Below are 26527 nucleotides of genomic sequence, written 5' to 3' on the forward strand. Positions count from 1 at the left end.
ATCTACGCGCAGACCGCCGCCTACGGCCACTTCGGCCGCGAACTGCCCGACTTCACCTGGGAACGCACCGACCGCGTCGACGCCCTCCGCAAGGCCACCGGCACGGCCTGAACCACGGCGGGGTCCGGCGGGCCGACGGGCGGGACCGGCAGGCGGGCCGGCGGGCGGCAGGCGGCGGGCGGCGGGCGGCGGGCGGCGGGCGGCAGGCGGCGGGCGGCGGGCGGGGCCGACGCGGTCCCCGTCGGCCGGCCCGCCCGGCCCCGTACCCCGCGCGCGGCGGGCCGGGCGGCGCGCGGTGGCGCGCCGCCCGGTGCTCAGATGTGCGGGCCGGCCACATCGAGGCCGCGCAGGGCCGCGGGGGTGGCGAAGGCGGGCAGGACCAGTCGCCAGAAGCCCGCGAGTGACCGCGCCGACATCCACTCCCCGTCGTCCTGCGCCAGCACCTCCAGGCCGGTGGTCACGGCGACCACCAGGGCGGACACGGGGTGCGGGCTGAGCCCCGGCAGCAGCGCGTCCTCGGCGGCGGCCTCCGCGAGCAACCGGTCCACATGGGCGTGCCACTCCCCGCGCAGGTCCAGGGAGGCGGCGTACGCGGTCTCCCGGGCGAGCCGGAAGCCGGCCCGCATCACCACGTCGGACATGAGCGCGCGGGCCAGGGCGTGCGAGGTTTCGGTGAGCGCCTGGAGGGCCGAGCTGCGGCGGGCGTACACCGCCGCGGCGAGGGCCCGCAGGGAGCCGACGGCGGCCAGCTCGACGGCGGCGCCGACGGCTGCCTTGTTCTCGAAGTGGAAGTGCAGCGCTCCGGGGCTCACGCCCGCCCCGGTACTGATCATGCTCAGCGTCGCTTCCGCGTATCCGCGTTGTTCGAACGCGGTGGCCGCCGCGACGATCAGCGCGCACCTGGTGCGCACAGCCCGTTCCTGTCTGATCACGGACGGCTCCTGTAGGTCTTCACGCCCTACTTGATAAACCGCATGGTTGGTTTTGTACAGCGGAACAACACGGCCCGGCCCCGCCGAAACGCCCCCGCGACTCTCGAGCGGACCCCGGCCGCCGGAACCGGCCGATGTTCATGGCGGAAAACGGTGCACAAAACCGGGGAGTCTGTATCTTTGCTGCCACTGAGCGCGACCAGTCTCATGAACCCGGGGGGGAACATGCAGTCCGTGGCAGTCGTCGACCCCGCGTCCGGCATCGGACGCGGCACGGAGCCCGACCAGCCCGTACCGATGGAGCTGTGCCACCGCGTCCGCGTGGAGGACGCGTTCGCCGTCGGCTGGACCGAGTTGGGGCCGAATCGTTTCCTCGTCAGAGCCGTCTGGCCCACCCGGCACCCGTTCTTCGCCCCGCTGCCCGGTGGCCTCCACGACCCGCTGCTCGTGGTGGAGACGATGCGGCAGTCGGCGATGGCGGTCCTGCACGCGGGTTACGGCGTCCCGCTGGACCACCACTTCCTGCTGACGGACCTCGACTACGCCTGTCGCCCCGAGGGCCTGGCGGCGGACGGGGCCGCCACCGAGGTGGACGTCGAGGTGACCGTCTCCGAACCGGAGTACAGCGGCCGGTCCCTGACCCGCCTCCGGGTGGACTGGGCCCTGCGGCGGTCCGGGCGCGGCATCGCCACCGGCACCGGAGGCGGGCGGCTCACCAGCCCGCGGGTCTACCGCCGGCTGCGCGGCGACCGCGCCCACCCGGTCACCTGGCACCCGACCGCCGAACCGGCCGACCCCGGACGGGTCGGCCGCGCCCGGGTGGAGGACGTCGTGGTCTCGCCCGGCCCGCGCGAGGACGAGTGGGAGCTGCGCGCCGACACCCGGCACCGGACGCTCTTCCAGCGGCCCAACGACCACATACCGGGGATGCTGCTCTTCGAGGCGGCCCGCCAGGCGGCCCGCGCGGCCACGGCCCCTGACTTCGCACCCTTCCGCGGCACCATCGGCTTCCACCGGTACGCCGAATTCGACACGCCCTGCCGGCTGCGCACCCGCTTCTCCCCGCTCCCCGGCCCGGACGGCCCGGTGCTGGGGGTCACCGGCCACCAGGAGGGGGAGCTGGTGTTCCGCTGCGGCTTCCCGGTGCCGGGCCGGCCGCCCGCCTGAGGCCGCCGCCGGCGGGCCCGGCCGCGCCTGACACGTGACACCCGGCCGCCGTGCGAACCGGCCGCCGGGTGAACTCCCGGAGAAGTGGACCGGACGTGCCGTTCCGGTGGGCGTGAACCGGCCGGGCCGCCGAGGGGAACATCCCTGGTCCACGACGTGACAACCCGGCCATCTGCCCGAAAGCACCTGCCGCCGTCCTGGCCCCTGCCCACGAGGGGCCGGCCGTGGCGTGCCCTTGAGACTCCCCTGTCATGTTCTTGAGGTCGAGCATATTCCTTTGACAAACCGACGGAGCGGTTTATATTTTCGGAGTCAGGCAAGCCTGCGCGAGTAGGGGGACAAGATGGGCCAGAGTTCCGCCGCCGTACTGGAACCGCACAGAGCCAGACATCCGCTGAACAGCCCGATACGGGCAGAACCCGCGCCAACAGCACCCGACCACACGCCGGCCTCCTGGCGGATCCTCATCGTCGAGAGCAACGCCGCCGAGGCGGAGACCCTGGCCCACGGCCTGCGCCGGCACGGCCACGAGGTGGACATCGTGGCCACCGGGAGGGACGCCCTCCACACCTACCGGACCGCCGACCTGGTCCTCCTCGACCTCGAACTCCCCGACCTGGACGGGCTGGAGATCTGCCGCAGGATCCGCGCGGCGGGTGAGCTGCCGCTGATCGCCGTCACCGCCCGGGGGTCCGAACTCGACCGCGTCCTGGGCCTCCAGGCCGGCGCCGACGACTACCTGGCCAAGCCGTACGGCTTCCGGGAGCTGATGGCCAGGATGGAGGCGGTCATGCGGCGTGCCTGTCCGCAGCCCTCGGCCGCCGCGACCGCCATCACCTGCGGACCGCTGCACATCGACGCGGGCACCCGCAAGGTGACACTCGACGGCCGGCCGGTCGAGACCACCCGCAAGGAGTTCGACATGCTCTACCTCCTCGCCTCCCACCCCGGCACGGTGATCCCCCGCAAGGAACTGATGCAGCGGGTGTGGGGCGACTCCTGGTCCCGCCGGACCGTCGACACCCATGTGAGCACGCTGCGCGGGAAGATAGGCGCGAGCTGGATCATCACCGTCCGGGGAGTCGGGTTCCGGTTCGGCCCCGGCTGATGCCGCGCCCGCCCGCGCCGTACCCGCCCGCCCATCTCCCCCGCCGCCGCTTCCCGGTCCGCCCCGCCCGGCCCGGTGGACCCGCCTGCCTGACCTGCTCTTGACATCGGCTTGGCCGGATCCCGACAGACCGGACCGGCCCTTGTCGAACCTGACCGGGTCCTGAACCCACGGGCATTGCCCCGCCCCGCCGGGCCGGGGGAGTCTGGAGCCCACGATCCGGTGCGCTGTTCCCGGGCCCGTCCGGCGGGCTGGGACGACCGGGTCACCCGTCCCGCGCGGTCGCCCGGTGTCCGTCCGGTCGCGCGGGCTCGCGCCCCGCCAGGAGGCCGCACCGCCCGGTCCGGCCGTACCGGGCGGACGCCTCGTCGGTCACCGACTCCGCCGAGGCCGACGCGCGCCGTCCGACGACGGCCCCCCAGCCGGTGCCCGCCGCCGTTCTCCCCAGCCCTGCGGCGGGCGCCCTGTACCCCGCACCCCGCGACGCCCGGGGCGTGCGGCAGACCGATGAAGGGACCCACCTTGTCCAAGCAGGAATTCACCCTCGCCGACCTCAAGCGCATCCTCCTCGAAGGGGCCGGTGCCGGCGAGGGCGTCGACCTCGACGGCGACATCCTCGACACCGACTTCGAGCAGCTCGGCTACGAGTCGCTCGCGCTGCTGGAGACCGCCGGCCGGATCGAGCGGGAGTACGGCATCACGCTGGACGACGACGTCTTCACCGACAGCCCCACCCCCCGTGCCCTGATCGCGGCCGTCAACGCGGCTCTCGCACCCGTCGCCACCGCCTGAGCGAGGGGCGTACGGTCCGCGCGGCGGGTCCCGAACCGGCCGGGCGTCCCCCAGCCACCGATGAGAGAAGGAAGCATGTCGAACGAGCCACTGCGGCTTGCGGTGATCATCAGCAGCGTCCGCGAGGGCCGGATGGGGCCGCTCCTGGGCGCGTGGTTCGCCGCACTGGCCCGGGAGCGCGAGGACTTCACGGTCGACCTGATCGACCTGGCCGACCACGAGCTGCCGCCGGCGGTCGCACCGCACAGCCCGCCGCCGGAGGCCGCCGAGGCGCTGGCCGGGATCTCGCCCCGGCTGGCCGAGGCCGACGCGTACGTCGTGGTGGTGCCGGAGTACAACCGCAGTTACCCCGCGGTCCTCAAGCTGCTGATCGACTGGCACTACACGCAGTGGCGGGCCAAGCCGGTCGGCTTCGTCTCGTACGGCGGCGTGTCCGGCGGGCTGCGCGCGGTGGAACACCTGCGCCCGGTCTTCGCCGAGCTGCACGCGGTCACCGTCCGGGACGTCGTCAGCTTCCACACGGTCTGGGAGCGGTTCGGGGAGGACGGCCTGCCCACGGACCCGCAGGGCCCGGCGGGCGCCGCCAAGGTCCTCCTCGACCAGCTCGCCTGGTGGGGCGCGGTGCTGCGCGAGGGCCGCGCCAGGACCCCGTACCAGGTCTGAGCCGCCGCCGGCGCGCCCCCGGTCCGTACCCGCCGGGGGCGCGTCCCCCCACCGACGACAAGGCATGATGACCCCCGCCCCCACCGTGCCGGACGGTGCCGTTCCGGTCGCCGCCGGGACCGGCGACCCGGCCTGCGGCCCCCCGGCCCCGCCCGGCGCCGCCGGACCCCGCTTCCGCGTCCGCTCCGGCCGGCCCGAGGTGTGGCTGGTGCGCCGTCCCGCCGGCGTGGCGGCCCGGGCGCTCGCCCGGAGCGAACTGGACGAGGCGGAACGCCTCCGGGCCGCCTCCTTCCGCCGCCCCGCCGACGCGCTGCTGTACACGGCCGCCCATGTGGCACTGCGCCGGCTGATCGGCCGCTACACCGGAACGGCCCCGCGCGATGTGCGGTTCCTGCGCGAGCCCTGCCCCGGCTGCGGCCTGCCGCACGGCCGTCCCTCCGTCGCCCCGGCGCCCCCGCCGCTGCACTTCTCGCTCTCCCACAGCGGTGACCTCGCCGCGGTGGCCGTGGCCGCCGTGCCGGTCGGGGTGGACGTGCAGCGGCTGCCCGCGGCGGAGGCCGTCGACATCTGCGCGCGGGCGCTCCACCCGGACGAGCGTGCCGAACTGGCCGCCACGCGGGGCCGGGAGGAGCGGCGGCGGCACTTCGGCGACCTGTGGACCCGCAAGGAGTCCTATCTCAAGGGTCTGGGCACCGGCCTCGGCCGGTCGCCCGCCGAGGACTACCTCGGCGCCGACACCCGCCGGCACCCCCGGGGCTGGACCCTGGCCCAGGTGCCCTGCGACGTGGCCCACGCCGCCTGCGTCGCCGTGCGGGAGACGGCGCCGGTGGAGGTCGAGGTGCACCGCGTTCCCGACGACTGGCTGGCCGCCGGCTCCGCCGTCCGCTGACCGGCCGCCGTCCCCCGACCGGCCGCGGACCGGGGTCCGCACGGCCGCTCTTGCGCGGCACGAGCCACCCGCGACCGCGATGCCCTTTGCTGTCCCCCGGTCCGCGGACAAAGGCTCCGCGCGGAGCGCCATCAGGAGGAGAATCCCATGACGCAGCTCGTCCTGCACCGGACGCGCACCGAGGCGGCGGTATGAGACTGCTGGTCACCGGCGGTGCCGGGTTCATCGGCTCGCACTTCGTCCGCACCCTGCTGGACGGCGGCTACGAGGGCCACCGGACCACCTCGGTCACCGTGCTCGACAAGCTCACCTACGCCGGGAACCGGGCCAACCTCCCGGCCACACACCCCCGTCTGGAGTTCGTACGGGGGGACATCTGCGACCCGCGGCTGCTGCTGGAGCTGCTGCCCGGTCATGACGCGGTCGTCCACTTCGCCGCCGAGTCGCACGTCGACCGGTCGGTGCACTCCGCCGCCGAGTTCGTCCGCACCAACGTGGGTGGCACCCAGACCCTGCTGGACGCCTGCCTCGCCACCGGCGTGGGGCGGTTCGCGCACGTGTCCACGGACGAGGTGTACGGGTCCATCGCCGAGGGCGCCTGGACCGAGGAGTGGCCGCTGGCGCCCAACTCCCCGTACGCCGCGTCCAAGGCGTCCTCCGACCTGATCGCCCGCGCGTACTGGCGCACGCACGGCCTGCACGTGACGATCACCCGTTGCTCCAACAACTACGGGCCGTACCAGCACCCGGAGAAGCTCATCCCGCTGTTCGTCACCAACCTGCTGGAGGGCGAGCCGGTCCCCCTGTACGGCGACGGGCGCAACGTCCGCGAGTGGCTGCACGTCGACGACCACTGCCGGGCCGTCGCCCTGGTGCTCGCCGGGGGCCGGCCGGGCGAGGTCTACAACGTCGGCGGCGGCGACGAGCGGACGAACCTGCGCGTCACCGAGCGGCTGCTGGAGCTGTGCGGGGCGGACCGCTCCATGGTCCGCCGGGTGGCCGACCGCAAGGGGCACGACCTGCGCTACGCGCTGGACGAGACCAAGATCCGCGAGGAGCTCGGATACGCCCCGCGCGTGCCGTTCGAGCGGGGTCTCGCCGACACCGTCGCGTGGTACCGCGACAACCCCGGCTGGTGGAAGCCCCTGAAGCAGCACCGCAGCGACGACTCCGGCCGACAGGCCCGGGAAGGGAACGCCTCATGAACGTCCACAAGGGACTCATCCTGGACGAGACCGTGAAGTACCACCACGATCTGCGGCCCGACGGGGCCTTCGTTCCCGGCACGACGGAGATCTGGCCCGCCGGCGCGGTACTGGACGAACGGGACCGGACCGCCCTGGTCGAGGCGGCGCTGGAGATGCGCATCGCCGCCGGCCCCAGCTCGCGCAGGTTCGAGTCCCGGTTCGCCCGCACGATGGGCCACCGCAAGGCGCACCTGACCAACTCGGGCTCCTCCGCGAACCTGCTGGCGATGACCGCGTTCACCTCCCACCTGCTGGAGGACCGCCGGCTGCTGGCGGGCGACGAGGTGATCACCGTGGCGGCGGGCTTCCCGACCACCGTCAACCCGATCATCCAGAACGGCCTCGTCCCGGTCTTCGTCGACGTCGAGCTGGGCACGTACAACACCACCGCGGACCGGGTCGCGCGGGCGATCGGGCCGAGGACCCGGGCCATCATGATCGCCCACGCCCTGGGCAACCCCTTCGAGGTCGCCGAGATCGCGCAACTGGCGCAGGACCACGACCTGTTCCTCATCGAGGACAACTGCGACGCCGTCGGCTCGACCTACGACGGGCGGCTGACCGGCACCTTCGGCGATGTGACGACCGTCAGCTTCTACCCGGCCCACCACCTGACCATGGGCGAGGGCGGCTGTGTGCTCACCTCGAACCTGGCGCTCGCCCGGATCGTGGAGTCACTGCGGGACTGGGGCCGGGACTGCTGGTGCGAGCCGGGCGAGACCAACAAGTGCCTCAAGCGCTTCCAGTACCAGATGGGCACCCTCCCCGAGGGCTACGACCACAAGTACATCTTCTCCCACGTCGGGTACAACCTGAAGGCAACCGACATCCAGGCCGCCCTCGGGCTGACCCAGCTCGACAAGCTGGACGACTTCTGCGCCGCGCGCCGCCACAACTGGCGCAGGCTGCGCGAGGGCCTGGACGGCGTGCCGCACCTGGTCCTGCCCGAGGCCACGCCACGCAGCGACCCCAGCTGGTTCGGCTTCGCGCTGACCGTGTCCCCCGACGCGCCCTTCACCCGGGCCGCCCTGGTGGACTTCCTGGAGGACCGCAAGATCGGCACCCGGCGCCTGTTCGCGGGCAACCTGACCCGGCACCCCGCCTACATCGGCCAGCCGCACCGGGTCAGCGGCGACCTCGCCAACAGCGACATCATCACCGAGCAGACCTTCTGGGTCGGCGTCTACCCCGCCCTCACCGACGAGATGACCGACTACGTCGCCACCTCCGTCAAGGAGTTCGTGGGAGGCCGGTCATGACCGTGCGGACCACGCGCACCGAAGCGCCGGGCGCCACCGGGGCCACCGGAGCCGCGCCGGTGCTCCAGCCCCGGACCGACGACCGGCTGCCGGCGCGCTTCGCCCGGTCGGCCGCCACGCCCCGGGGCGCGCTGCTGCGCACCGAGGACGTGGCCGACTGGCTCGAAGGCCGCCGCCGGGCCCACCGCTTCCGGGTGGACCGCATCCCCTTCGCCGACCTGGACGGCTGGTCCTTCGACCCGTCGACCGGCAATCTCGGGCACCGCAGCGGACGGTTCTTCACGGTCGAGGGCCTGCGCGTACGGACCTCCGAGGGACCGGTGCGCGAGTGGCACCAGCCGATCATCACCCAGCCCGAGGTGGGCATCCTCGGCATCCTGGTCAAGGAGTTCGACGGGGTGCCGCACTTCCTGATGCAGGCCAAGATGGAGCCGGGCAACCGCGACCTGCTCCAGCTCTCGCCCACCGTCCAGGCCACCCGGAGCAACTACACCAAGGCCCACAAGGGCGCCGACGTGCGCTACATCGAGTACTTCAACGGCCCGCTGCGCGGCCGGGTGCTCGCCGATGTGCTCCAGTCCGAGCACGGCTCGTGGTTCTTCCGCAAGAGCAACCGCAACATGCTCGTCGAGGCCACCGGCGAGGTGCCGGTGCACGAGGACTTCTGCTGGCTGACCCTGGGCCAGATCGGCGAACTGCTGCGCCGCGACAACGTCGTGAACATGGACGCCCGCACCGTGCTGTCCTGCGTGCCGCTGCCGGACTCCGACGGCCGCGCGCTGCACTCCGACACCGGCCTGCTGTCCTGGTTCACCGCCGAGCGCGCCCGCCACGACGTGGCGGCCGAGCGCGTGCCCCTGGCCGGCATACCGGGCTGGAAGCGCGGCGAATGGTCCATCGACCACGAGGAGGGCCGTTACTTCAGCGTGGTGGCCGTCGCCGTGCAGGCGGACAGCCGCGAGGTGTCCGGCTGGACCCAGCCGCTGTTCGAACCCACCGGCCTGGGCGTAACGGCGTTCCTCACCCGCCGGATCGGCGGGGTCCCGCACCTCCTGGTGCACGCCCGGGTCGAGGGCGGGTTCGCCGACACCGTGGAGCTGGGCCCCACGGTGCAGTACACGCCGTCGAACTACGCCCACCTGTCCGGGCCCCACCGCCCGCCCTTCCTCGACCTGGTGCTCGGCGCCGACCCCTCGGCGGTCCGTTACGAGGCCCGGCACTCGGAGGAGGGCGGCCGCTTCCTGAACGCGGAGAGCCGCTACCTGATCGTGGCGGCCGACGAGCGGCAGGCGCCGCTGGACCCGCCGCCCGGCTACTTCTGGGCCACGCCGTTCCAGCTCACCGGTTTCCTGCGGCACAACCACTACCTCAACGTCCAGGCCCGCACCCTGCTGTCCTGCCTGACCTCGGGAGCGGTACGCCTGTGACCGGCCCCGTACGCGTCGGGGTGCTCGGCTGCGCCGGCATCGCCCGCCGCCGGATGCTGCCCGCCTTCCACGCCTGCCCGGACACCCAACTCGTCGCGGTGGCCAGCCGCGACGAGGCCAAGGCCCGGGACACCGCCCGGGAGTTCGGCTGCGCGGCGGTGCGCGGCTACCCGGCGCTGCTGGAGCGCGGCGACATCGACGCCGTGTACGTCCCGCTGCCGGCGGCGCTGCACGCCACCTGGACGGAGGCCGCGCTCCGGGCGGGCAAGCACGTCCTCGCCGAGAAGCCGCTGACCACGGAACCGGCGTCGACCGAGGCGCTGGCCGCGCTGGCGGCGTCCGGCGGGCTGGCGCTGATGGAGAACGTCATGTTCGTCCACCACCCCCAGCACGCGGTGGTGCGGCGCCTCCTGGCGGACGGCGCCATCGGGGAGATACGGGCCTTCCACGCCGCCTTCACCGTCCCCCGCCCACCGGACGGCGACATCCGCCACGACCCCGCGCTCGGCGGCGGCGCCCTGTGGGACACCGGGGTCTACCCGGTGCGGGCGGCGCTGCACCTGCTGGGCGAGGACCTCCGGGTGGCCGGCTCGCTGCTGGTGCCGGGCGGGCCGGGCGACGCGGTCGACATCGCGGGCACGGCCCTGCTGCGCACTGCCCGGGGGGCCGGGGCGCACCTCACCTTCGGCCTCGACCACGCCTACCGGTCCTCGTACGAAATCTGGGGCAGCGAGGGCTCCCTCACGGTCGACCGGGCCTTCACCCCGCCCGCCGACCACGTGCCCCGGATCCGCCTGGCGCGCCGCACGGGCACCGAGGAGATCACCACCGGCCCGGACGACCAGGTCCTGCGGACCGTGACGGCGTTCGCCCGCGCGGTGCGCGCCGGCGCCCCGCTGGAAGCCGCCTCGCTGCGCCAGGCCGCCCTGCTGGACGAACTGGCCCGGCGCGCCCCGGACGCCCGGGTTCCCGCACGGTGACACCGCCGTCCCCATCAGGAGGTCGCCGCATGACCGCACCGCCCGCCACGTCCCCGGCCGGGGTCCGCGCGGTCACCCTCGACGCCGGCGGGTTGCCGCTGTCCGGTCTGCTGGCCGAACCGGCGGGTGGCCGCGCGCCACGAGCCGTCGTGGTCGCGCTGCACGGCGCCGGGATGAGCGCCGGCTACTTCGACAGCCGGGCGCGGCCCGGCCTGTCCCTGCTGACGCTCGGGGCGGAGCTCGGCTGCGCGGTGCTGGCCCTGGACCGGCCCGGTTACGGGCTGTCGGCCCGCCACCTGCCGGACGGCCAGGACCTGGCCGGGCAGACCGCCACGCTGCGCGCGGCCCTGGCCGGTTTCGCCCGCGACCACGCGACGGGCGCGGGATTCTTCCTGCTGGCCCACTCCAACGGCGGGCGGCTCGCGCTGAGCGCCGCGGCCGGCCGGTGGGAGCGCGCGGACGTGCCGCTCATCGGGCTGGACATCTCCGGCCTCGGCCGCCGGTTCGCCGTCGACCGGGACCGGCTGCCGAGCGCGTCCGGGCGCGGCGACTGGCGCCGCCACTGGGGTGCGCTGCGGTTCTACCCGCCGGACGCCTTCCGGCTCGGCGGCGCGCTGGTGTCCCCCGTACCGGCCCGGGAGGCCGCCGAGATGCCGCTGTGGCCGGAGATGTACCCGGGCGTCGCCGCCCGGGTACGGGTGCCCGTCCGCTTCACCTTCGCCGAGCAGGAGCGCTGGTGGCGGCACGACGAGGAGGCGGTGCGGGAGCTGCTGGCCCCGCTGGACGCCACCCGCGCGTCCGTCGCCCGGCAGCCCGGCGCGGGGCACAACATCAGCCTGGGCTGGGCGGCCCGTACCTACCATCTGCGGGCCCTGGCCTTCCTGGAGGAGTGCCTGCTGGCGCGCGCCACGGCGCTCCCCCCCGTCCCGGCGGTGGCGCCGGGCGGCTGAGCGGGGCCGCGCGCCACGGGTCGCGCGGCGGACCCGACGACGGGAGCGGAGAGCCCATGAGGAACGGAAGGCGATGGGGAGCGGAAGGGTGATGAGGACGGGGAAGGGAGGGACGTACGTGCGACGCCGGGCCGGAGCGGTCCTCTTCCACACCTTCCAGTCCCTGACCGTCCGCAACTTCCGGCTGTTCGCCGCCGGTCAGCTCCTGTCGGTGGCCGGCACCTGGATGATGGTGGTCGCCCAGGACTGGCTGGTGCTGTCCCTCACCGGCGACTCGGCCACCGCCCTGGGGGCGGTGACGGCCTGCCAGTTCGCCCCGCTGCTGCTGCTCACCCTGTACGCGGGCGGACTCGCCGACCGCCACGACAAACGCACCCTGCTGACGGTCGCGAACCTCGTCTCGGGGGCGCTGGCGCTGCTGCTGGCGCTGCTGGTGCTGTCCGGCGAGGTGCGGCTCTGGCACGTCTACCTGTTCGCCCTGGGGCTCGGGACGGTCAACGCGGTCGAGGTGCCGGCGCGGATGTCCTTCGTCAGTGAGCTCGTCGGCCCCGACCTGCTGCCCAACGCGTCGGCCCTGAGCGCCGCGTACTTCAACTCCGCCCGGGTGGTGGGCCCGGCGCTCGCCGGCCCGCTGATCGGCTGGTGCGGCACCGGACCGGTGATGCTGCTCAACGCGGTGAGCTACCTGGCGACCGTGGCCGGGCTGCGCCTGATCCGGACGGCCGACCTGCGCCGGGGCGGGCAGCGGCCGCGCCGGGCCGGGGTGGCGGACGGCATCCGGTACATGGTCGCGCGCCGCGACCTGCTGCTGCCCATGCTGCTCGTCTCGGTGGTGGGCATGCTGGGCTTCAACTTCCAGCTCACCCTGCCGCTGCTGGCCAAGACGGTGTTCCACGCCGACGCCGCCGCCTTCGGCCTGCTGACCACCGCGCTGGCGGCCGGCTCGCTGGCCGCCGCGTTCGCCACCACCGCCCGCCGCGGCCGGCCCCCGCTGGCGCTCGTCATCGGGTCGGCGGCCGGGTTCGGGGCGCTGGAGGCGCTGGCCGGTCTCGCCCCCGGTCACGCCTCGGCCGTCGTGCTGCTGTTCTGCGCCGGATTCGGCTCGGTCTACTTCGCCCAGGCCGCCAACCACCACATCCAGCTGGGCACCGACCCCGCCTACCGGGGCCGGGTGATGGCCCTCTACACCCTGGTCTTCCAGGGCACCACGCCGGTCGGCGCCCTGCTGGTGGGGGCGCTCAGCCAGGCGCTGGGGGCCCGGTCGGGGCTGGTGCTGGGCGGCGCGGCCTGCGTGGTGGCGGCGGCGGCCGTGCTCGCGGTCCACCTGGCGCGCCGGGCGCCGAGCAGCCGGGTGGAAGAGGAGGTTCCGGCGCGTTCCCCCGCCGCTTTGACCTCCGGAGAAGAAACGCCGGGCGGAACCGCGCATTCCTAGACGCAAGTTGACTCCCGCCTGACAGAACCGCACTTGACTGGTCTATTCCGGCGAAAGAGACTCGATGTTATTCCAAGCGGACCGGCCAAGACATTCCGCAATCCGCGAGGTATCCGAGGTATCGCACGCTCCGGATTCGGAAAGCCGTCTTCGCTTGACGAGGAGTTTCCATGCGTTTCAATCTCATCGGTCCGTTCGAAATCGTCACCGACGACGGCAGGGTCTACCGACCGGGTACCCCGAAGGTCTGCCAGACACTCGCGCTGCTGCTCACCCGGCCGAACGAGATCGTCACGGCCGAGTCCCTCATCCAGGAGCTCTGGGGCGAGCGCCCGCCGCGCAGCGCCGTCACCACGCTGCAGACGTACGTCTACCACGCGCGCCGAATGTTCGTGAACGAACACCTCGTGGAGCCGGAGAGATCCCTGATCGTCACCAGCCCGCCGGGATACGCGATACAGGTCGACGACGACGAGGTCGACATCCGGGTCTTCGAACGGCTCGTGACGCAGTCACGCACCCTGCTCGGCGACGGCGACGCGGTCGCCGCCCTGCGCACGGTCCGCCAGGCACTCGGCCTGTGGCGCGGGCCGGCCCTCTCCAACTTCCCGGCCGGCGACGTGCTCACCGGGCACATCGTGCACCTGGAGGAGCTGCGCATCCGCGCCTATGAAACACGTGTCGAGGCCGAGCACGAGCTGGGGCGGCACCGGGAGTCCATCCCCGAGCTGCGCCGGCTCATCAACGACTACCCGCTCAACGAGTGGTTCCACTGCCGGCTCATCGCGGCGCTCGGCGCGGCGGGCCGCCGCGCCGAGGCCCTCCAGTCCTACCAGAAGGTGCGCCGGCTGCTCGCCGACGAGCTGGGCCTGGAGCCCTCCGTGGAGCTGCAGCGGCTCCAGTTCCGGCTGCTGAGCCCCGACCCGCAGAGCCTGGGGCCCTGGGTGCCCGACGTGCTGCCGGAGCGGGAGCTGGTGCAGGCGAAGTCCGCCTGAGCGGACGGGCCGTACCGGCCGTCCCGAACCGGCGCCCCGGGGACGTGCCCCGGCGGGGCGCCGGTGCCGGGCACCGGTGCCGGGCGCCCCGCCGGGGCGGCGCTCAGGAGGCGTCGTCCACCTCGGCGAGGGCACGCAGCACGGCCGTCTGCCTGGTGTCCCGCTCACGCACCAGTTCCTCGTAGGACTTCGCGCCGTACGTGCGCTCCGCCTGCTCGATGAGCAACTGGATGGTCTCCTCGTCCATCGGTGGCCGGCCCAGCAGCTCCCAACCGCGCTCCAGTCCGGCGCCCAGCGTGGTCAGCCACTTGCGCAGCCCCCCCGTGCCACCGCCCAGGTGGAAGGCGAGGAAGGGGCCGACGGTGGCCCAGCGCAGGCCGATGGAGTGCGTGACCACCCGGTCCAGCTCCTCCAGCGTGACCACGCCCTCGCGCACCAGGTGCACCGACTCACGCAGCAGCGCGGACTGCAACCGGTTGGCGGCGAACGCCAGGATCGGCTTGTGCAGCACGACGGGCACCCGGCCGACCGACTCGAAGAACTCCACGGCCTCCGCCACCGCCTCCGGCGAGGTGCGCCGGCCCGCGACCACCTCCACCAGCGGCACCACGTGCGGTGGGTTGAAGGGGTGGCCGACGACCAGCCGGCCCGAGTCCGCCATCCTGGCGCCCATGTCGTCGGGGTCGAGGGTGGACGTGGAGGACAGCAGCAGCGCCCCGGCCGGCGCGGCCGCGCCGATCCGCTCGAAGAGCTCCTGCTTGAGCTGGAGGTTCTCCGGGGCGTTCTCCACGACGACGTCCGCCGTGGCGACGGCCCGCTCCAGGTCGGGCTCGAACTCCAGGAGGCCGGGGAAGGTGGCCGGGTCACCGGTGCCCTCGGGAAGGAACGGCGCGAACAGCTCCAGCGCCTCCGCGACGATCTTCGGGGCCTCGGCCCGGCGGCTGTTGACCGTGACCCGCAGACCGTGACCGAGGAAGAGGGCGATCCAGCCGAGACCGATCGTCCCCGCGCCGATCACCGTGACCCTGGGCTGCCGCGACCGGCTCATGCGCGTGCTCCGTTCAGCTTGGGGATGACCTGCTCGGCCATCAGCCGCATCGTGGTGGCGGCGTCCTCGAAGGACAGGTGGCCCGAGTGCACACCGAGGCTGATGGTGATGTCGTCACCGAACCACTCGGCTATCTGCTCCAGTTGCGTCCTGACCTGCTCGGGGGCGCCGATGAGCAGTTTGCGCTGCTCCATCTTGGCGTCGAAGTGGGATCGCTTGGTGGCCTCCACGAGCTTCTCGTAGCCCGGGTACGCCTCGGAGCGGGTGGTCTCCCAGGAGGCGACGGCGTCCCGGATCGCGGCCGAGTTGCGGTCGTCGTCGTGGCGGCCCTTGCGGCGGGCCTCCTCGCCGTCCTGGGCCACCACGCACGGATAGCTGAAGTGGATCCGCTCGGTGCCCGGGGCGCGCCCGGACGCCGCCCACTCCGACCGGTACACCGCGAGCCGCTGCTGCAGTTCCTCGGTGGACATCACATTGGGCACCGTCTGGAGGTTGTGCCCGGCCCGGCCCGCCTCGGCGCACGACTCGGCGCTGCGCGCGGTGGTGACGAACACCGGCGGGTGCGGCTCCTGCACCGGCCGGGGCAGCAGCGTCACCGGCCCGAACCGGTGGAAGCGCCCCTCGAAGACGACGTCCTCCTCGCTCCACAGCCGCTTGATGGCGTCCACGCCCTCGACGAAACGGTCCTTGGACTCGTCGATGGGGATGCCGAAGGCCTTGAACTCGTCCGGCAGGAAGGCCCGCCCGAAGGCGGCGTCCACCCGCCCGCCGGAGATGTTGTCCAGCATGGCCAGCTTCCCGGCCAGCTTCACCGGGTGCTGGAAGGCGGGGATGGTGGCGCTGGTGCCCAGCCGCACCCGCCGGGTGCGGCCCGCGGCGGCGGCCAGGAAGGTCACCGGGTCGGGGCTGTAGCCCCCGTACGAGAAGAAGTAGTGCTCGACCATCTTGACGTGGTCGAAGCCCAGTTCCTCGGCGAGGTCGACCAGGCGCAGGGCCTCGTCGAAGTACTGCCGGGCCGGCCGGTCGGCGGGGCCGACGGTGGGGAAGAAGACGATCCCGAATCTCACGTGGGCTCCTCAGCCTGGTCAGTCGCGGCCGGAGCCGTCGTGGGTCAGGTCGCGGTGGCGCACCTGCCAGGTGCCCTCCACCGGGACGAGCTGGTCGTGGCAGACCACGCTGGCGAAGATGTCGAGCGCGCCGCCGCGCGGGACGCGCATGGCCAGCGCGTAGGAACGGGCCCGCAGCGAGCCGTCCTCGTCCGGGGTGACGGACAGCATCCCGAGCCAGTGCCGGAAGTCGATGCCGTCCGCGGCCAGCCGCTCCTTGCGGGCGCGGGCGGACACCCGGATGGCGTCCCGTCCGCGCAGCGGCTCGGAGAGCCGGCTCGCCTCCTGGAAGACGGCGTCCTCGGTGAAGGTCTCCGCCCACTCGTCGGGCCTGCCGTCGTCGAGCAGGCCCATCTGGCGGGCGTAGAACTGCTGCACCTGCGCGTAAAGCTCGGCGGAGACGAAGTCGGTCATGCGGTCTGCCTTTCCTGGGGTGCGCCGGACTGCCGGCTGCGTTACGTCGACGGAGTTCAGTGAGCGGTGGCGCCGGCGGAACCGGGGCCGTGGCCGAAGCGGTCCAGGAGCCGTGCCCCGTACGCCCCGCCCGCCGGGTCGAAGCGCAGCGCCACATGGCTGGCCAGGCTGTGCACGTCCCGCCAGAGGCGCTGCAACGGGTGCCCGGCGAGCTGCCCGGAGCTGCCCGTCGTGCGCAGCAGCCGCTCCACCACGTCCACCAGTTGCTCCACGGCGTAGGCGCAGTCGGCGGGGGTGCGGGCCAGTTCGAGTTCGGTGGCCCCGCCGGCGTCCGCCAGCCGCGCCGCCCGCTCCAGCAGCAGGGCGGCCCCGTCGACGGCGACCGTGGCGCGGGCGAGCGCGGTGCGCACCGCCGGCTCCTCCCCGGCCGGCCCGGCGCCGTGGTCCCGCGCCCAGGCGTCCAGCGCGGCTCGGGCCGCGCCGAGCGCGGGGGCACCGAACAGCAGCCCGCTCACCAGCCGCAGCGGAGCGGTGTGGCAGCGGGCGTCGGAGCCGACGCCACGGCCGGTGATCATGTCCTGGCGGGCGAACCCGCGGTGGGCGGGTACGAAGACGTCCTCGGCCACGAGCGTCCTGCTGCCCGTGCCGCGCATGCCCACGGAGGTCCAGGTGCCGGTCACCCGGTAGTCCTGCCGGGGCAGGGCGAAGAACCACGGCACCCGGTGGTCGCCGTGCGGCAGCAGCGCGCACACCAGCGCCCAGTCGGAGAAGGCGACCGCGCTGGTGAAGGCCCACTCCCCGGTCACCCGCCAGCCGCCGCGCGCCGCCGTCGCGGTACCCCGCGGCATCAGCGCGCCCACCACCACGGTGTCCGCGCCCTTGGCCCACAGCTCCGCCTGCCCCTCCTCGGGCAGGTAGGCCCCCATCCGGCCGGCGCCCGCCACCACCGAGGCGCACCAGGCGGCCGAGGTGCAGCCCCGCGCCACGTCGGCCACGGCGTGCAGGAGGTCCGACACCGTGCCCGCCCGGCCGCCGAAGGAGGCCGGCACGAAGTGGCGGGCGAATCCGGCGTCCACGATCGACTCGGCCACCGGACGCGGCAACTCGGCCTCCGCGTCGGCGCGTTCGGCGTACCGGGCGGCGAGCGTGGCGGTCCGGGACGCGCCGGGACGCAGCTCGGTACCGGATGTCGGCCGGCTTGGCATGCGGGACCACTCCCTCAGTCGCCGTGGCGGGCGCGGCAGTACGGGCGGGGGGACTCGGCAACCCTGGCCGCGCCCGATCCAGCGCGACTGGAAGGACGCTTGACGCCCCCCGCCCGCGCCGGGGCCGGTCCGCTCTCGACCCAGGTTCGACCGGGGCCGTCCAGCCTCGGTCACCCACGGGCTTGTGACGGCCTTGGGCCGACGACGACGCGAGGTGGCGATCAGTGAAAGGAATCATCCTGGCCGGAGGCAACGGCACCCGGCTGCACCCGATCACGCTGGGGGTGTCCAAGCAGCTCCTGCCCGTCTACGACAAGCCGATGGTGTACTACCCGCTCTCGGTGCTGATGCTGGCCGGCATCCGGGACATCCTGGTCATCTCCTCGCCACGGGACCTGCCGCAGTTCCGCGCCGTCCTGGGCGACGGGAGCGCGCTGGGCATCCGCCTGTCCTACCGCGAGCAGGAGGAGCCGCGCGGCCTGGCGGAGGCGTTCGTCATCGGCGCCGAGCACATCGGCGACGACCCGGTCGCGCTGGTCCTCGGCGACAACATCTTCCACGGCCCCGGCTTCTCGGCGCTGCTGCGGCGGCACATGCCGCACACGGACGGCGCGCTGCTGTTCGGCTACCCGGTGCGCGACCCGCGGCGGTACGGGGTCGGCGAGGCGGACGAGCACGGGAGGCTGGTGTCCCTGGAGGAGAAGCCGGCCGTCCCCCGGTCCAACCGGGCCATCACCGGCCTGTACTTCTACGACAACGACGTCGTCCCCATCGCGCGCGGCCTGCGGCCGTCCCCGCGCGGGGAACTGGAGATCACCGACGTCAACCTGCGCTACCTGGAGCGCGGAAAGGCGCGCCTGGTCGACCTCGGCCGCGGTTTCACCTGGCTGGACACCGGCACCCACGACTCCCTGCTGGACGCCGGACAGTACATCCAGACACTGGAGCGGCGCCAGGGTCTGCGCATCGCCTGCATCGAGGAGGTGGCCCTGCGCATGGGGTTCATCGACGCCCGGCAGTGCCGCCGGCTCGGTGAACGGCTGGGCAACTCCGGATACGGCCGCTACGTCATGGACGTCGCCGACTCGCTCCGGGACGCCGGGCCCGAGCAGCGCGGCGGGACGCTCGGCCCCCACCACGGCGGCCGTGACCCGCTGCCCACCGCCGCCCGGTCGCACCCGGCCCGGCCGGCGGCGCCGGCCGGACCGCCGAGTCCCGCCCAGAGCTGACGGAGGAGAGGCCTGTGCGCATCGCCGTGTCCGGCTCCATCGCGACCGACCACCTCATGGTCTTCCCGGGGCTCTTCGCCGACCAGCTCATCGCCGAGGAGGTCCGGCACGTCTCGCTGTCCTTCCTGGCCGACCGGCTCGACGTGCGGCAGGGCGGCGTGGGGGCCAACATCGCCTTCGGCCTGGCCCGGCTGGGCCTGCGGCCCGTGCTCGTGGGGGCCGCGGGCGTCGACTTCGGCCCGTACGGCGCCCGGCTGCGGGAGGCCGGTGTGGACACCGACTCGGTCCGCGTCAGCCCGTCCCTGCACACCGCCCGCTTCGTGTGCACCACCGACCGCGAGGAGAACCAGATCGCGACGTTCTACGCGGGCGCCATGGCCGAGGCCGGGCTGATCGACCTCGCCGACGTCCAGCAGCGGGTGGACGGCCTGGACCTGATCATCGTCGGCGCCGACGCCCCCGAGGCGATGCTGCGCCACACCGCCACCGCCCACGCGCTGGGCATCCCGGTCGCGGCCGACCCCTCCCAGCAGCTCGCCCTGCTGGACGGCGAGCAGACCCGGCGCCTGATCACCGGCGCCCGCCTGCTGTTCACCAACGAGTACGAGAGCGCCCTGCTGCGCAGGCGCACCGGCTGGAGCGAGGCGGAGATCCTGGCCCGGACCGGTACCTGGATCGTGACCCGCGGCGCCGGGGGCGTCTCGCTGATGACCGCCCACGGCGCCCCCCGGCACGTGCCCGCCGTACCGGCGGACCGGGTCGCCGACCCGACCGGCGGGGGCGACGCCTTCCGCGCCGGTTTCCTCGCCGGCCTCTCCTGGGACCTGTCGCACGAACGGGCCGCCCAGCTCGGCTGCGCGCTGGCCACGGTGGTGCTCGAATCGGTCGGCACCCAGGAGTACAAGCTGCTCCCCGCCGAGCTGCTGGCCCGCGTCGACCGGTGCTACGGCCGCCGGGCGGCCCGGGAGATCGAACCGTGGCTGGGCTGAGCGGCCGTGCCGGCCGGCCCGCCGCGGCCCCACGCCCCCTCCAGACCGGCCGGCACGAGACCGGAGGCACCCATGACGACCCTGCGGCACATCCTGGCGAGCGGTACCCCGTCCTTCTCGTTCGAGTTCTTCCCGCCCAGGACCGACGCCGGTGCCCGCACCCTGTGGGAGGCGATCCGCCGCGTCGAGGCGCTGTCGCCCTCCTTCGTGTCGGTCACCTACGGGGCGGGCGGCTCGTCGCGGGACCGGACCGTCGACGTCACCCGGCGGATCGCGTCCGACACGACCCTGCGCCCCGTCGCCCACCTGACCGCCGTCGGCCACTCCGTGGCCGAGCTGCGCCACATCATCGGGCACTACGCGGACGTGGGCGTACGCGACGTCCTCGTCCTGCGCGGCGACCCGCCCGGTGACCCCAACGCCCCCTGGGTCCCGCACCCGGACGGCTTCACCCACGCCCATGAACTGGTCTCGCTGGTCAAGGAGTCCGGCGACTTCAGCGTCGGTGTCGCCGCCTTCCCCGAGCGGCACCCGCGCTCCCCGGACTGGGACAGCGACATCCGGCACTTCGTCGCCAAGTGCCGGGCCGGCGCCGACTACGCCATCACCCAGATGTTCTTCCACGTCGAGGACTACCTGCGGCTGCGCGACCGGCTGGCCGCGGCCGGCTGCGACACCCCCGTCATCCCGGAGATCATGCCGGCCACCGACGTCCGCCAGATCAGCCGGTTCGCCCGGCTCAGCGGCGCCGCGTTTCCCGAGGAGCTGGCCCACCGCCTGGAGGCGGCGAGCGGCGACCCGGCGCAGGGCCACCGCGTCGGCGTCGAGTACGCCACCGCCATGGCCGGCCGGCTGCTGGCCGAAGGCGCCCCCGGCCTGCACTACATCACCCTCAACCGTTCCACCGCCACGCTGGAGATCCACCGCGAGGTCCTGGGCGCCCGGCCGGCTCCCGACGCGCTCGCGGTCCCCCGCTGACCCGGGGGCCGGGCGCCGCCGCGCCGTTCGACCACGGATCGAGACATCCTCCACCGGCCCTCGGCGGCGCCCCGGGAGGGTGGCTCCCCCGCGCACACTCACGGAGGTACGGATGACACTGTCGGACCAGGTGGCGATCGTCACGGGCGGCGGACGGGGGATCGGGCGCGAGATCGCGCTCGCCCTGGCCCGCGCGGGGGCGCGTGTGGCGGTCCTCGCGCGCAGCCGCGGTGAGCTGGAGGAGACCGCCGCCCTCGCGGACCCCGGCTGCCCGCCCCTCCTGGTGGTCCCCGCGGACATGACCGACGCGACGGCGGTCCACGGTGCCGTCGCGCGGGTCCACGACCGGTTCGGACCGGCCACCCTGCTGGTCAACAACGCGGCCGTCTACACCCCCGGCGAACCACCGCTGTGGGAGGCCGATCTGGACTCCTGGTGGGGGGACTTCGAGACCAATGTGCGCGGTCCCCTCACCTGCCTGCGCGCCGTCCTGCCGGCGATGGTCGCCGAGGGGCGGGGCCGGGTGATCACCGTGAGCAGCGACAGCGGGGTCCTGCCCTATCCGCTCAGCTCGTACTCCTTCGGCAAGAGCGCGCTGGTGCGGCTCACCGAGACGCTGGGCATCTCCCTGGACAAGGCCGGCAGCGGCGTCCGGACGTTCGCGATCAGCCCGGGCGCCGTGCGCACCCGGCTGACGGAGCCGTTCGCCGTCAAGTTCCCCGACATGCGGTGGACCCCGGCCGAGTACAGCGGCCGGCTGGTGGTCGACCTGGCCTCCGGACGGTACGACGAGCTGCACGGCCGGTACCTGTCGGTCAACGACGACCTCGACCGGCTCCTCGACCGGCTGAAGGAGATACGGGACGAGGAGCTGCTGGTCCAGCGGATGCGCGCCTACGGCCCCGACGGCGTGGTCACCACCAACTGGGAGTGAAGCGCTCCCGGTCCCGGCGCCTCCCGCTTCTGCCAGAAGGACAGGACTCCATGGCGGTCCCGCACACCCCGCAGCGTCCCGTCGCCCTGCCGAGGCTGACGGGCCTGAGGTTCGTCGCCGCGCTGCTGGTCTTCCTCTCCCACATGTCGGCGGCCGGCGTGTTCACCGACGGGCGGATCAACCAGCGTCTCGACACCTGGCTCGGCACGCTCGGCGGCGCCGGGGTGTCGTTCTTCTTCATCCTCAGCGGATTCGTGCTCACCTGGTCCGCCCGGGACGACGACCGGCCGGCCCTGTTCTGGCGTCGCCGGCTGGCCAAGATCTACCCGACGCACCTCGTCACCTGGGTGGGTGGCCTGCTGCTGGCGCTGTGGGCCGGGCAGGCCGTCACGGCCGGCGAGTTCTTCCCCGGCCTGTTCCTGGTCAACGCCTGGGTTCCGCAGTACCCGGTGCTGCGCGGCACCAACGGGGTCGCCTGGTCGCTCTGCGTGGAGCTGGTCTTCTACCTCGCCTTCCCGGCGCTGCTGCCCTGGGTGCGGCGGATCCGGCCGGGCAACCTGTGGAAGTGGGCCGGGGCCGTGGCGCTGGGCGCGCTGGCCGTCCCGGTCCTGGCCGAGACACTGCTGCCGCACCAGCCGCTGCCCGGCCTGAAGTACGGCTGGTGGCAGTTCTGGAGCGTCTACTTCCTGCCCGTCAGCCGACTGCCGGAGTTCGTGACCGGCATGCTCCTGGCCCGGATCGTGAGCGACGGCCGGCGCCTCCCGGTGAACCGCGCCGTGGCCGCGCTCACCGTGGTGCCGGGCTACCTGCTGACGGTGTGGCTGACCGGCTCGTACGGGCTGGTACTGCCCCTGCTGGCACCGCTGGCCCTCGTCGTCGCCGGCGCGGCGCGGGCCGACGCCTCCGGCCGGACCGGGGTGCTGGGGGGCCGGGTGATGGTGTGGCTCGGGGAGACCTCGTTCGCCTTCTACATGTTGCACATGCTCGTGGCGTACCACGGCCCGGTGGCGTTCGGCAGCGGGCAGCAGTGGGACACGCCCTGGGCCGTCGCCCGGATCGCCGCCTGGTTCGCCCTCACCGTGGTGCTCGCCCGGATCCTGTACCGGACCGTCGAACTGCCCGTCGTGCGCCGCTGGGCACGCCCCCGCGCCCGGGCCGGGACCGGGGGCGCGGCACCCGTCCCGGGCCGGGAGACGGGCCGCGCCCCGGCCCCTGAGGTCCCGCCGGGGCGGGGCCCGGTGCGCGCGCGGGACGGGGCCTAGTCGAACCAGCGGTCCCGGGCCAGCTCCTCCGTCCGGGACGGGTCCTCCAGCAGCGCGGCCACCTCGAAGCGGCGCGGCCACTGCCCGGCCGCCCACGCCAGGCCGGCCGCCACCCCCTCCAGGGTGGCCGCGTGCAGGGTGCCGTCCGGGGTGAGCCGCCAGTCCAGTTCGACGCCGCCGGCCCGCAGTTCCCCGTGTTCCACGTACGACGCCGGGGTGCCGGGACCGAGCAGCGCGTGCACCGGGCCGGGCACGTCGTGTTCCTCGCCGTCCGTCGAGACGTCCGCCTCCACGGTCTCGCTCAGCCGCCGTACCTGGAGCAGTTCGGCGAGGTCGGCCGCCCGTGAGGGGGCGACGGGCAGCAGCGGGCGGCCGGTGGCCAGCGGCAGCAGGTCGGGCGCGTCGGCGACCAGCGCGTCGGCCGCGTCCACCACCCGCACCGCGCCGTCGACCACGGCGCGCAGCTCGTCGGGGAGGGTCACCTGCTCGGGGTCGAGGTCGGCGAGCGCGGTGTACAGGCCGTGGAGCTGGGCGGCGCCCACCTCCCGGTCCGGGTCGGCGAGCCGGGTCAGCAGCTCGGCGGCGCCGCCCGGCTCGTCCAGGAGCGCGGCGACGGAGGTGCGCACTCCCAGGGCGCGCAGGACCTCCACATCGGCGAAACCGGTGGTGTCGGCCGGGTCGTACAGGCCCTCCAGCAGCGGGTCGGCCCCCGCGGCGCGCAGCCCGGCCGGGCGCCGGCCGTCCAGCACCGGGTGACCGCGCAGCCACCAGGCGGTGTAGGAGCGGACGGTCCCGGTGGTGCCGTCGGGCAGCAGGATCCGTACCGGCTGGGTGAGGGCGTCGCGCAGCGGCGGCCGGGCCAGCATGGCGAGCGCCCGCGGCCAGGCGTCGTCGTCGACCAGGTCGAGGTCCCGCACGGCGACGATCTCGGTGGCGACCGGCGGCACCGGCGTCTCGGGGAGCTGGTCCAGCACGTCCTCGCACCACACGTCGACCGCGTCGAGCAGCCCGGCGTCGTCCGGCTCCGCGTAGTCCCCGTCGCGCGGCTCCAGCTCGTCCGGGTCCAGGACCACGTCGGTGGCCCGTACCAGGGCGAAGCCGGCGAGTACCCCGCACGCGGCGAGCGGCTGCTCGCCCCACCGCGCGGCCAGCTCGGCGTCGCACAGCGCCAGTTCGCCCTCGCGCATGACGGAGGCGAAGGGGCTGCCGGGCAGGACCAGTTCACCGGCCGGGGCGAGCTCGCCGTCCTCGTCGGGCAGCGCCAGCGCGCCCAGCCACGGCTCGTCGCCCGGTTCGAGGCCCGCCTCGCGCACCAGGGCGAGCACCGTGTCGGCCAGTTCCTCGGCGTCCGGTCCCTCCTCGTCCCACACCTCACCGGCGTCCAGCGAGGCCGCCACCGCTGCCCGCACCTGGGGCGTGGTGAGCACGGCCCGCGGGGTGGCGGGCAGGGCGCCCAGCTTCTCCAGGATCGGGTGGGCGGCGTCCGGGTGCGCCACCTTCAGGCCGAGCCGGGTCAGGTCGGCGGGGGTGTCGGGCAGCGGCAGGAGCACCTGCCGCGGGCCGGTCGCGGTACGGCCGCCGACCAGCGGCACGGGCAGGCCGGTCAGCCGGTCCGGGTCGACGCCGGCCAGCGACTCGTACAGCCGGTACCACCACTCCGGGGTGCGTTCCACCCCGGCGATCCGGTCGATCGCGTCACCCAGCGGGAGCCGCCCCACGCCGAGGGTGCGCAGCTCGGCGCGGCGCTCCAGACCCGCGGGCAGCAGCGTCGGCAGCACCTCGGCCAGGACCCGTACGGTGTCCGCGCCCGCGCCCTCGACCACCTCCGCCTCGAAGGGGCGCAGCGCGGTCAGCTCCTCGGAGGGCGCGGCGGGCGCCAGGAACGCGACGCGCGGCAGCAGCTCCAGGACGGCCGCCCGGATCGCCCCGTCCAGGGCGCCCTTGCCGAGCGGGCCGGGCACCAGGCCGATCGTGCCGGTCGACACGGGCCGCCAGGCACCCAGCAGCTCGGTGTACGCCTCGGCCGCGCACCGCACCAGGAAGTCGGTGAGCGGTCCGGGCGCCGGGTGGCGGCGGCTGGTGTCCAGCGGGAAGGAGGCGATCAGCAGCGCCGGGATGCCCAGTGGCTCGTCCGTGGGCGTCGGCGCGTGCACGACCGGCGCGGTGCGCGGGTGGCCGGGGGCGCCGTCGGCGTCCACCGGGACGGCCCAGGTCACCGACCAGTGGGGCCGCAGCCGCTCCTCGACCGGACGGTCCCTGAGCAGCTCGGGGGCGATGGTGCCGTGGTGGGTGACGGTGCGCCAGCGGTTGGTGCCGCCCGCGCTGTCGTCGACGTGGACGTAGGCGTCGTGCTGCGAGCGGGTCAGCACCCGGCGGGCGCCGGGCGTCTCCACGACGACCTCGGCCAGCCCCGGCAGGGTCAGCAGCAGGGCGTCGTCGATCCCGGCGAGGAGCCGCTCCACCAGGTCCACGGCGGCGGCGTCCCGCAGCGGCAGGATGACGACCGTGTCGTACCCCTCGGGGGCGGTGCCCTCGGCGGGCAGCGGCAGCCGGAGCAGCGGTACGTGGCCGTCGCGGCGGCGCAGTTCGTCCCCCAGGCCCGGGCTGCCCTGCGCGGCGTCGGCGGCCATCTCGCGGGCCTCGCGCAGCGACCAGCGCGCACCGCCGTGGCGGCCGACGACGGCCGGTTCGTCGCTGACCGCCAACACGGCGGCGAACCCGACACCGAACCGGCCGACCGCGCTCTCGTGGCCCTCCCGCTTGGCGGAGGCGCGCAGGGTGCTCAGCGACTCGACACCGGTCGCGTCCAGCGGCGCCCCGGTGTTGGCCGCCGCCAGGACGGCGGGCCCGTCCGCGCCGGCCGGGTGCAGGGTGAGCCGCAGCCGTCCGGGGACGCCCGCGCGGGCGGCGGCGTCGGCCGCGTTCTGGGCCAGCTCGACGACGAGGCGGTCGCGGTAGCCGCCGAGGGCCAGGTCCTCCTCGGCGTTGGCGTCCTCCCGGAACCGCGCCGGCCCCGCGCCCCACGCGTCGAGCACCCCGCGCCGCAACCGCGCGGTCCCGAACGGGTCGGCCTCGGTCGCCGTCGCCCTCACGCTCACGTCGTGCTCCGCTCTCTCGGACTTGCAGGTATGACGTTGTCGCGGCCCGAACGTACCGCGTCCGGGCCGCCCACCCGGGACGGGCCGCTCCCGCCCCTTCCCCGAACGGGGTGACGCACGCCCAGTCCCCTTCCCGAAGGGTTTCAGTCCTGCGCGGGGCCCATTCACCGGGCCCGGGGGCGGCCGGGACGGCAGCGCACCGGCGGCGGGCACGCGGGCAGGCCGGGCCGGCCGGCTCGCGGGGACGGTCCCGGGCCCCGACGCCCCGGGCCCGCGTCCGGCCCGGCGGGCACCGCGCCCAGCGGTACGCCGCGCCCGCTCCACGGGGCGGGCGCGCACGGCAAGGGCCACCCCGGCCCCGGGACGCCCCGCCCGGCGGCCGCGCCGGCCCCCGCGCGGACGCCCAGGGGCCGGCGCGGGGGC

The 26527-nt window shown here is 74.5% G+C and carries 23 protein-coding genes; 17 read left to right on the plus strand and 6 right to left on the minus strand.

Features of this window, described 5'->3' with window-relative positions:
• Positions 1–314: 314 nt before the first annotated feature.
• Positions 315–932, minus strand: coding sequence for a ScbR family autoregulator-binding transcription factor (locus AB0H53_RS14365; protein WP_362111599.1), 618 nt, complete (start codon positions 930–932; stop codon positions 315–317).
• A 234-nt stretch (positions 933–1166) separates the two neighbouring features.
• On the opposite strand from AB0H53_RS14365, the gene AB0H53_RS14370 reads away from it, so the two are divergent.
• The 12 genes from AB0H53_RS14370 (at position 1167) to AB0H53_RS14425 (ending at position 13841) form a co-directional block, all read left to right on the plus strand.
• Positions 1167–2099, plus strand: a complete 933-nt coding sequence (locus AB0H53_RS14370) for a ScbA/BarX family gamma-butyrolactone biosynthesis protein (RefSeq protein WP_362111602.1) — start codon at positions 1167–1169, stop codon at positions 2097–2099.
• A 343-nt stretch (positions 2100–2442) separates the two neighbouring features.
• The gene (locus tag AB0H53_RS14375; RefSeq protein ID WP_362111605.1) at positions 2443–3207 is read left to right on the plus strand and encodes a response regulator transcription factor; all 765 of its coding nucleotides are present in this window, start codon (positions 2443–2445) and stop codon (positions 3205–3207) included.
• Between the two features lie 522 nt (positions 3208–3729).
• Entirely contained in the window at positions 3730–3999 is a 270-nt protein-coding gene (locus AB0H53_RS14380; protein ID WP_362111608.1) for an acyl carrier protein, read from the plus strand.
• A 75-nt stretch (positions 4000–4074) separates the two neighbouring features.
• Positions 4075–4662, plus strand: a complete 588-nt coding sequence (locus AB0H53_RS14385) for an NAD(P)H-dependent oxidoreductase (RefSeq protein ID WP_362111611.1) — start codon at positions 4075–4077, stop codon at positions 4660–4662.
• Positions 4663–4726: 64 nt separating this feature from the next.
• On the plus strand, positions 4727–5551 hold the full coding sequence (locus AB0H53_RS14390; RefSeq protein ID WP_362111614.1) for a 4'-phosphopantetheinyl transferase superfamily protein: 825 nt from the start codon (positions 4727–4729) through the stop codon (positions 5549–5551).
• 191 nt (positions 5552–5742) lie between these two features.
• Positions 5743–6756: a dTDP-glucose 4,6-dehydratase gene (gene rfbB, locus AB0H53_RS14395; RefSeq protein ID WP_362111617.1), complete on the plus strand. Its 1014-nt coding sequence runs from the start codon at positions 5743–5745 to the stop codon at positions 6754–6756.
• Positions 6753–8057 carry a lipopolysaccharide biosynthesis protein RfbH gene (rfbH, locus tag AB0H53_RS14400; protein ID WP_362111620.1) on the plus strand — a complete coding sequence of 435 codons (1305 nt, stop codon included), beginning with the start codon at positions 6753–6755 and terminating at the stop codon, positions 8055–8057. Before rfbB ends, rfbH begins: the two co-directional genes overlap by 4 nt.
• Positions 8054–9484 carry an NDP-hexose 2,3-dehydratase family protein gene (locus tag AB0H53_RS14405; RefSeq protein WP_362111623.1) on the plus strand — a complete coding sequence of 477 codons (1431 nt, stop codon included), beginning with the start codon at positions 8054–8056 and terminating at the stop codon, positions 9482–9484. Before rfbH ends, AB0H53_RS14405 begins: the two co-directional genes overlap by 4 nt.
• A complete protein-coding gene (locus AB0H53_RS14410) occupies positions 9481–10464 on the plus strand; it encodes a Gfo/Idh/MocA family oxidoreductase (RefSeq protein ID WP_362111626.1) in 984 nt (327 codons plus the stop codon). Before AB0H53_RS14405 ends, AB0H53_RS14410 begins: the two co-directional genes overlap by 4 nt.
• 29 nt (positions 10465–10493) lie before the next feature.
• The gene (locus AB0H53_RS14415) at positions 10494–11414 is read left to right on the plus strand and encodes an alpha/beta fold hydrolase (protein WP_362111629.1); all 921 of its coding nucleotides are present in this window, start codon (positions 10494–10496) and stop codon (positions 11412–11414) included.
• 118 nt (positions 11415–11532) lie between these two features.
• Positions 11533–12846 (plus strand): MFS transporter, encoded by a 1314-nt coding sequence (locus AB0H53_RS14420; RefSeq protein ID WP_362111631.1) that lies wholly within the window; start codon positions 11533–11535, stop codon positions 12844–12846.
• A gap of 170 nt (positions 12847–13016) precedes the next feature.
• Complete coding sequence (locus AB0H53_RS14425; RefSeq protein ID WP_362111634.1) at positions 13017–13841, plus strand: BTAD domain-containing putative transcriptional regulator; 825 nt, start codon at positions 13017–13019, stop codon at positions 13839–13841.
• Positions 13842–13944: 103 nt separating this feature from the next.
• On the opposite strand, the gene AB0H53_RS14430 is transcribed toward AB0H53_RS14425, so the two are convergent.
• Genes AB0H53_RS14430 through AB0H53_RS14445 form a run of 4 tightly spaced genes read right to left on the minus strand, consistent with a single transcriptional unit; the run spans position 13945 to position 17614 of the window.
• Complete coding sequence (locus tag AB0H53_RS14430) at positions 13945–14889, minus strand: 3-hydroxyacyl-CoA dehydrogenase NAD-binding domain-containing protein (RefSeq protein WP_362111637.1); 945 nt, start codon at positions 14887–14889, stop codon at positions 13945–13947.
• The gene (locus tag AB0H53_RS14435; protein WP_362111640.1) at positions 14886–15956 is read right to left on the minus strand and encodes an LLM class flavin-dependent oxidoreductase; all 1071 of its coding nucleotides are present in this window, start codon (positions 15954–15956) and stop codon (positions 14886–14888) included. Before AB0H53_RS14435 ends, AB0H53_RS14430 begins: the two co-directional genes overlap by 4 nt.
• Positions 15957–15974: 18 nt before the next feature.
• Positions 15975–16409: a nuclear transport factor 2 family protein gene (locus AB0H53_RS14440; protein WP_362111643.1), complete on the minus strand. Its 435-nt coding sequence runs from the start codon at positions 16407–16409 to the stop codon at positions 15975–15977.
• A 56-nt stretch (positions 16410–16465) separates the two neighbouring features.
• Positions 16466–17614 carry an acyl-CoA dehydrogenase family protein gene (locus tag AB0H53_RS14445; protein ID WP_362111646.1) on the minus strand — a complete coding sequence of 383 codons (1149 nt, stop codon included), beginning with the start codon at positions 17612–17614 and terminating at the stop codon, positions 16466–16468.
• Between the two features lie 224 nt (positions 17615–17838).
• Here AB0H53_RS14445 and rfbA point away from each other — a divergent pair, with 224 nt between their 5' ends.
• The 5 genes from rfbA to AB0H53_RS14470 all read left to right on the plus strand — a co-directional run bounded on the left by rfbA (position 17839) and on the right by AB0H53_RS14470 (position 23006).
• On the plus strand, positions 17839–18843 hold the full coding sequence (gene rfbA, locus AB0H53_RS14450) for a glucose-1-phosphate thymidylyltransferase RfbA (RefSeq protein WP_362111648.1): 1005 nt from the start codon (positions 17839–17841) through the stop codon (positions 18841–18843).
• 14 nt (positions 18844–18857) lie between these two features.
• The gene (locus AB0H53_RS14455; protein ID WP_362111651.1) at positions 18858–19832 is read left to right on the plus strand and encodes a carbohydrate kinase family protein; all 975 of its coding nucleotides are present in this window, start codon (positions 18858–18860) and stop codon (positions 19830–19832) included.
• A gap of 72 nt (positions 19833–19904) precedes the next feature.
• Positions 19905–20810, plus strand: a complete 906-nt coding sequence (metF, locus tag AB0H53_RS14460) for a methylenetetrahydrofolate reductase [NAD(P)H] (protein WP_362111654.1) — start codon at positions 19905–19907, stop codon at positions 20808–20810.
• Positions 20811–20922: 112 nt separating this feature from the next.
• The gene (locus AB0H53_RS14465) at positions 20923–21744 is read left to right on the plus strand and encodes an SDR family oxidoreductase (protein WP_362111657.1); all 822 of its coding nucleotides are present in this window, start codon (positions 20923–20925) and stop codon (positions 21742–21744) included.
• 50 nt (positions 21745–21794) lie between these two features.
• Entirely contained in the window at positions 21795–23006 is a 1212-nt protein-coding gene (locus AB0H53_RS14470; RefSeq protein ID WP_362111660.1) for an acyltransferase, read from the plus strand.
• On the opposite strand, the gene AB0H53_RS14475 is transcribed toward AB0H53_RS14470, so the two are convergent.
• Complete coding sequence (locus AB0H53_RS14475) at positions 23003–26098, minus strand: molecular chaperone Hsp90 (RefSeq protein WP_362112045.1); 3096 nt, start codon at positions 26096–26098, stop codon at positions 23003–23005. The two genes, AB0H53_RS14470 and AB0H53_RS14475, sit on opposite strands and share 4 nt — an antisense overlap.
• Positions 26099–26527: the final 429 nt, after the last annotated feature.

This window comes from Streptomyces sp. NPDC050856, from assembly GCF_040653855.1.
Lineage (GTDB): Bacteria > Actinomycetota > Actinomycetes > Streptomycetales > Streptomycetaceae > Streptomyces.

Bases quoted from the DNA above. Each gene is read 5' to 3' on its own strand.
- AB0H53_RS14425 (WP_362111634.1), top strand. From the start codon at position 13,017: ATGCGTTTCAATCTCATCGGTCCGTTCGAAATCGTCACCGACGACGGC.
- AB0H53_RS14470 (WP_362111660.1), top strand. From the start codon at position 21,795: ATGGCGGTCCCGCACACCCCGCAGCGTCCCGTCGCCCTGCCGAGGCTG.
- rfbB (WP_362111617.1), top strand. From the start codon at position 5,743: ATGAGACTGCTGGTCACCGGCGGTGCCGGGTTCATCGGCTCGCACTTC.
- rfbH (WP_362111620.1), top strand. From the start codon at position 6,753: ATGAACGTCCACAAGGGACTCATCCTGGACGAGACCGTGAAGTACCAC.
- AB0H53_RS14385 (WP_362111611.1), top strand. From the start codon at position 4,075: ATGTCGAACGAGCCACTGCGGCTTGCGGTGATCATCAGCAGCGTCCGC.
- AB0H53_RS14390 (WP_362111614.1), top strand. From the start codon at position 4,727: ATGATGACCCCCGCCCCCACCGTGCCGGACGGTGCCGTTCCGGTCGCC.
- AB0H53_RS14465 (WP_362111657.1), top strand. From the start codon at position 20,923: ATGACACTGTCGGACCAGGTGGCGATCGTCACGGGCGGCGGACGGGGG.
- AB0H53_RS14405 (WP_362111623.1), top strand. From the start codon at position 8,054: ATGACCGTGCGGACCACGCGCACCGAAGCGCCGGGCGCCACCGGGGCC.
- AB0H53_RS14430 (WP_362111637.1), bottom strand. From the start codon at position 14,889: ATGAGCCGGTCGCGGCAGCCCAGGGTCACGGTGATCGGCGCGGGGACG.
- AB0H53_RS14445 (WP_362111646.1), bottom strand. From the start codon at position 17,614: ATGCCAAGCCGGCCGACATCCGGTACCGAGCTGCGTCCCGGCGCGTCC.
- AB0H53_RS14415 (WP_362111629.1), top strand. From the start codon at position 10,494: ATGACCGCACCGCCCGCCACGTCCCCGGCCGGGGTCCGCGCGGTCACC.
- AB0H53_RS14440 (WP_362111643.1), bottom strand. From the start codon at position 16,409: ATGACCGACTTCGTCTCCGCCGAGCTTTACGCGCAGGTGCAGCAGTTC.
- metF (WP_362111654.1), top strand. From the start codon at position 19,905: ATGACGACCCTGCGGCACATCCTGGCGAGCGGTACCCCGTCCTTCTCG.
- AB0H53_RS14375 (WP_362111605.1), top strand. From the start codon at position 2,443: ATGGGCCAGAGTTCCGCCGCCGTACTGGAACCGCACAGAGCCAGACAT.